Source organism: Pseudomonas sp. SDO5532_S415, from assembly GCF_054071155.1.
Map to the genome: position 1 here is coordinate 1 of NZ_JBSVWS010000269.1, position 4,806 is coordinate 4,806.

Here is a 4,806-nt window from a genome sequence, read left to right on the forward strand (position 1 = left end):
TTGGAATGCGTTCCCTGTGGGAGCGAGCCTGCTCGCGAAGACTATTTTTCAGGCGACGGTTAATTGCCGGGATTCACTCCGGCAGTTCATACAGGTAAATCTTGTCTGCCTCCATCTGATACCCGGCATCCGCCAACTCGCTGGAGGACGGTTTGACCTGCATCGCGCCTTCGATCCAGTACGGCTGGTACAACTCGTCGAGCTTCACGCCCACTTCGCTTTTGACGTGCACGATCTGGTTCGATGGCGGTGGCGGTACGTGGATGCAGGCGCCGAAGTACGGCACCAGCAGAAAGTCCGTGGTGCGACCTTCCTCACTCACTTCCAGCGGCACGATGTACCCCGGCAAACGAATGTTCTGGCCATCGAGGGCTTTGACCACCGGTGCGTTGGGCATGTCCTGTTTGGCCGCTGGCGCGGATTCGGCGGACAGCGTATCGCTCATCTTCGACAGATCGTGCAGCGGCGTCATGTTCGGCACTTCCGGCGGGGCGTCCGGCGGGATCATTTCCGACCAGGTGAGCTCTTTCGGCTCGGCCGCCCACAGCGGCAGGGCGACCAGCATCAACAGCGCAAAAACAGCGCGGGGCATTTTCAAGGTCCTCACAAGCGGATCGACAGGCCATCGGCCAAGGATTGGCGATAAGCGCGCCAGGCCGGCACGCTGCCCATCAGCAGCGCGGCGATCAGGATGCCAGCAAGCAGCGTCCATTCATATTCGCTGGGCCATGCCAGTGGCAGAAACAGGCCGTAATTGGCTTGCACGTAACCTTGGGCGGCGGCGATGCCCACATACAGCAGCGCCACGCCGGCGATCACGCCTGCCATCGCCAGGGCAAACGCTTCCAGCACCAGCAACGTCGCGACGTGCCACGGGCGCGCGCCCACCGAACGCAGAATCGCCATCTCGCGGCGGCGTTCGTTGAGGCTGGTGAGAATCGCCGTGAGCATGCCGATCAGCCCGGTCAGCACCACAAACAGCGAGACCACGAACAGGGCTTTTTCCGCGGTGCTCATCAGGCTCCACAACTCTTGCAGCGCAACGCCGGGGAGGATCGCCAGCATCGGTTCGCCACGGAATTCGTTGATTTCGCGCTGCAAGGCAAAGGTCGAAATCTTGCTGTTCAGGCCCAGCATGAAGGCGGTGATCGCTTGTGGCGTCAGGTCCATGTTACGCGCCTGATCGGCACTGATTCGCCCCTCGCCCCGGGCCGGCACGCCGTTGTGCCAGTCGATGTGAATCGCTTCCATGCCGCCGAGGCTGATGTGCAGCGTGCGGTCCACCGGTGTGCCGGTGCGTTTGAGAATGCCGACCACGGTGAACGGCTTGTCTTCATGTTTGACCAGGCTGATCGCCGCCACGCCGTGGGCCAGCACCAGTTTGTCGCCGAGTTTGTAGTGCAGCGCATCCGCCACTTCGGCACCGAGCACCACTTCGAACGGATCCGTGGCGAAGGCGCGGCCATCGGCCAGTTCCAGGTGTTGCTGACGGCCGTACTGATAATGCTCGAAGTAGGCCTCGGTAGTGCCCATCACCCGATAACCGCGATGGGAATCGCCAAGGGACATCGGGATCGCCCACTTTACTTTCGGGTTGTTGGCGAAGTGTTCGAAGCTGTCCCAACGGATGTTGTTGGTGGCGTTGCCGATGCGGAACACCGAATACAACAACAGGTTCACCGAGCCTGAGCGCGCGCCGACAATCAAATCGGTGCCGCTGATGGTGCTGGCGAAACTGGCCTTGGCCTCGGTGCGCACTCGCTCCACGGCCAGCAGCAGGCACACCGACAGGGCGATGGCGAACGCGGTGAGGATCGCAGTGAAGCGGCGGTTAGCCAGGCTGGTCATGGCTAGACGAAACAAATACATCTCAGACCTCGAAAGACGTGGCGGCGCGATTGAGTTCGGCCAGCGACAGGTGGCGATCGAACAGCGGCGCGAGGCTCTGGTCATGACTGACAAACAACAGGCTCGACCCGGCTTCGCGGCATTCAGCGAACAGCAGGCGAATGAAGTGCTCGCGGGCGTCGTAGTCCAGGGCGGAAGTCGGTTCGTCGGCGATCACCAGTTCCGGTTGGCCGATCAAGGCGCGCGCGGCGGCGACCCGTTGTTGTTGGCCGATGGACAGCGAGTCGGCGCGGCGACTGAGGATGTGTTCATCCTTCAGGCCCAAGTGGGCGAGCAAGGTCGCTGCCGCGTTGTCGACGCTGCCATGGCGCTGTTTCGCCCGTTCGGCGCGCAGCTTCGAGAAATGGCAGGGCAGTTCGACGTTCTCGCGCACCGACAGGAATGGCAGCAGGTTGAACTGCTGGAAAATGTAGCCGGTGTGATCGACACGGAAATGGTCGCGGGCACCGGCCGACAGTTCAGTCAGCTCCTGGCCGAGCAGGCGGATGCTGCCGCGATCAGGCTTTTGCACGCCGCCGAGCAGGCCGAGCAGGGTGGTCTTGCCGCTGCCGCTGGGGCCCTTGAGAAACAGGGTTTCCCCAGGCTCCAGGCGAAACGCCGGGATATCCAGCAGCGGCGGGTGTCCGGGCCAGCTGAAGCCCAGGTCGGACAGTTCGATGAGTGCTTGGGTCATGTGCAACCGGTCAGGTAATGGGTGAACCCTGTGGGAGCGAGCCTGCTCGCGAAGGGGGCGTCAGTCTCAACATTACAGGGACTGTCGCACCGCATTCGCGAGCCGGCTCGCTCCCACAGAAAGAGCTTCGGTGAATCAGAATTTGAGGGCGGCAGTCTTGGCCGTCACTTCAACCCCTTGCTGCCCGCTCGGGCCGATCAGTTGTACCTGAATTTTCTGGGTGGCCGGGAATGTGTTGAAAATATTCGCCAGGTCCAGGGTCTTCAGCGCGCCGGGCGTGGCGCAAGTGAACGTGTAGTGGGCGTGGATTTCGCTGTGGTCGTGGTGATGTTCGTCCTTGGCGTCTTCGTCGTGATCGTCATCGGCATCCGGTTTGTCACCGAACAGCGGGCTTTCCAGTTCCTGACTGGCCACCACGCAACCGGCGGCTTTCGCCAGGTTGAACAGCGGCAAAGGCTTCTCGAGTTGAGCGCGGGCTGCGGCGACCCTGGCTTTGTCAGCATCGGTAGTGGCGGCATGTTCGAAACCCACCAGGTTCATCGCCGGGCTTTGCAGTTCCAGTTCCAGGGTTTGGCCATCCAGCACCGCGTTCAAGCGACCGACGCCGTGTTCGTGGGCGCCGAGGCTACCGTGCTCATGGTCGTGATCATGGTCATGTTCGTCGGCGGCCTGGGCAACAGCCAGTGGCAACAAGGCAAACGGCAAAGCGAGCAGCAGACGGCGCATGGACGGGTCTCCGACAAGTAAAATGAAAAATATGTTATGTAATCTTATAACATAATTTCGCAGAGTTTGACTGCCTGCTTGGCGTTGCACAAGTCCCATGGGAGCATGCAAGTGAAGAAATGTGCAGGAGCGGACTTATGTTGCGAATTCGCGGAAGCATCGGCGACTGGCCGGTGGATTTGACGCTGGAGATGGATGACGCCGACTGGGCACGGCTTGGTACGCAGTTGCAGGTGGAAAAAGCTCCGGTCAGTGCAGCGCCGGCCAAACCGTTGAATCAGGATGATGCGTTATGGCAGGTCGCCAGGGACTTGCTGCGAAAGGCGGGGCAGTTGAGCGGGCCGGATCTGTTGGAGCAGTTGGAGGGTTTGACCGGCAGTGCGGCGTCGGGCAAGCGTCTGTTGGTGCGGTTGCGCCATAGCCCGGACGTGAAGGTGGAGAGCGGTGCCGATACACCGCTCTACCGGTGGATCGAGGCGACTTAGTACAACGCAGCAAACAACTTGCGACGGTACGTGGTCACCAGCGGGTGATCGTTGCCCAGCAGTTCGAACACCTGCAGCAAGGTCTTGTGCGGCAAGCCTTCGCTGTAGCTGCGGTTGCGGATGAACAGCTTGAGCAAGCCATCCAGCGCCGCGTCGTACTGCTGGCGGGCCAGTTGCTGAATTGCAAGCTGATAGACCGCTTCATCGTCCTGCGGGTTTTTCGCCAGCCTGGCTTTCAGGTCGGCGGCATCCGGCAGGTCCTTGGCCTGGCCGAGGAACTTGATCTGCGCCTTGGCGCCGGCCAGGGCAGCCTTGTGTTCATCGCTCTTGACTGCGTCGAGTACGGCTTGCGCTTCACCCAGTTCACCGCGCTCGGTGAGGCAGCGGGCATACAGGATCAGTGCCTTGGCATTGGTGTTGTCTTCGCCCAACAGCACCTTGAGGATGGCTTCGGCGTCGGCAAAACGGCTGTCGTCGAACAGCGCCTGGGCCTGTTCGAACGGATCGGCAGCGGCGGGTGGCGGCATCTTCACATGAGGTTCGAGCAGGGTACGAACAGCCGACTCCGGCTGTGCTCCGGCAAAACCATCGACGGGTTGGCCATCCTTGAACAGCACCACGGTCGGCAGGCTGCGGATACCGAAACGAGCGACGATGTCTTGCTCGATGTCGCAGTTGACCTTGGCCAGCAGCAATTCACCCTGATAGCTATCGGCGATGGTTTCGAGCATCGGCATCAGCACTTTGCACGGCGCACACCATTCGGCCCAGAAATCCACCAGCACCGGTTTGTGGAAAGAGTTCTCGATCACCGACTGGTCGAAATCGGCGGTCGTGGCGTCGAAGATGTACGGCGTTTGCTGACTCATGAGGGATCTCTTGGAAGCGTGAATGGAGCAACTATACGGCTTGGTGGGGGGTGGCCGGAAGCGGGGTAGTCTTTGAGAGGTGTATTGCCTGACAGGGCGCTTTCGCGAGCAGGCTCGCTCCCACAGTGGTTTTGCGGCGTTCACA

Annotated in this window: 6 protein-coding genes; 1 reads left to right on the forward strand and 5 read right to left on the reverse strand. The window is 61.2% G+C overall.

From position 1 onward, the window contains the following. Positions 1-73: 73 nt before the first annotated feature. From ACW9HW_RS28775 to ACW9HW_RS28790, 4 genes are all read right to left on the reverse strand, one after another. Entirely contained in the window at positions 74-592 is a 519-nt protein-coding gene (locus ACW9HW_RS28775; protein ID WP_095197190.1) for a DUF3299 domain-containing protein, read from the reverse strand. Between the two features lie 11 nt (positions 593-603). Beyond that, on the reverse strand, positions 604-1,869 hold the full coding sequence (locus ACW9HW_RS28780) for an ABC transporter permease (protein ID WP_457402694.1): 1,266 nt from the start codon (positions 1,867-1,869) through the stop codon (positions 604-606). 1 nt (position 1,870) lies between these two features. Then, positions 1,871-2,581 carry an ABC transporter ATP-binding protein gene (locus ACW9HW_RS28785; RefSeq protein ID WP_095197192.1) on the reverse strand — a complete coding sequence of 237 codons (711 nt, stop codon included), beginning with the start codon at positions 2,579-2,581 and terminating at the stop codon, positions 1,871-1,873. A 135-nt stretch (positions 2,582-2,716) separates the two neighbouring features. Next, on the reverse strand, positions 2,717-3,307 hold the full coding sequence (locus ACW9HW_RS28790) for a DUF2796 domain-containing protein (RefSeq protein ID WP_457402696.1): 591 nt from the start codon (positions 3,305-3,307) through the stop codon (positions 2,717-2,719). 137 nt (positions 3,308-3,444) lie between these two features. Between ACW9HW_RS28790 and ACW9HW_RS28795 the strand changes: the two genes are divergently transcribed. After that, positions 3,445-3,792, forward strand: a complete 348-nt coding sequence (locus ACW9HW_RS28795) for a hypothetical protein (RefSeq protein ID WP_457402698.1) — start codon at positions 3,445-3,447, stop codon at positions 3,790-3,792. Here the strand turns inward: ACW9HW_RS28795 and trxA are convergent. Further along, a complete protein-coding gene (gene trxA / locus ACW9HW_RS28800; protein WP_457402700.1) occupies positions 3,789-4,661 on the reverse strand; it encodes a thioredoxin in 873 nt (290 codons plus the stop codon). The two genes, ACW9HW_RS28795 and trxA, sit on opposite strands and share 4 nt — an antisense overlap. Between the last annotated feature and the right edge of the window lie 145 nt (positions 4,662-4,806).

Excerpts from the sequence above, each read along its gene's own strand:
- ACW9HW_RS28775 (WP_095197190.1), bottom strand. The coding sequence starts at position 592 with ATGCCCCGCGCTGTTTTTGCGCTGTTGATGCTGGTCGCCCTGCCGCTG.
- ACW9HW_RS28780 (WP_457402694.1), bottom strand. The coding sequence starts at position 1,869 with ATGTATTTGTTTCGTCTAGCCATGACCAGCCTGGCTAACCGCCGCTTC.
- ACW9HW_RS28785 (WP_095197192.1), bottom strand. The coding sequence starts at position 2,581 with ATGACCCAAGCACTCATCGAACTGTCCGACCTGGGCTTCAGCTGGCCC.
- ACW9HW_RS28790 (WP_457402696.1), bottom strand. The coding sequence starts at position 3,307 with ATGCGCCGTCTGCTGCTCGCTTTGCCGTTTGCCTTGTTGCCACTGGCT.
- ACW9HW_RS28795 (WP_457402698.1), top strand. The coding sequence starts at position 3,445 with ATGTTGCGAATTCGCGGAAGCATCGGCGACTGGCCGGTGGATTTGACG.
- trxA (WP_457402700.1), bottom strand. The coding sequence starts at position 4,661 with ATGAGTCAGCAAACGCCGTACATCTTCGACGCCACGACCGCCGATTTC.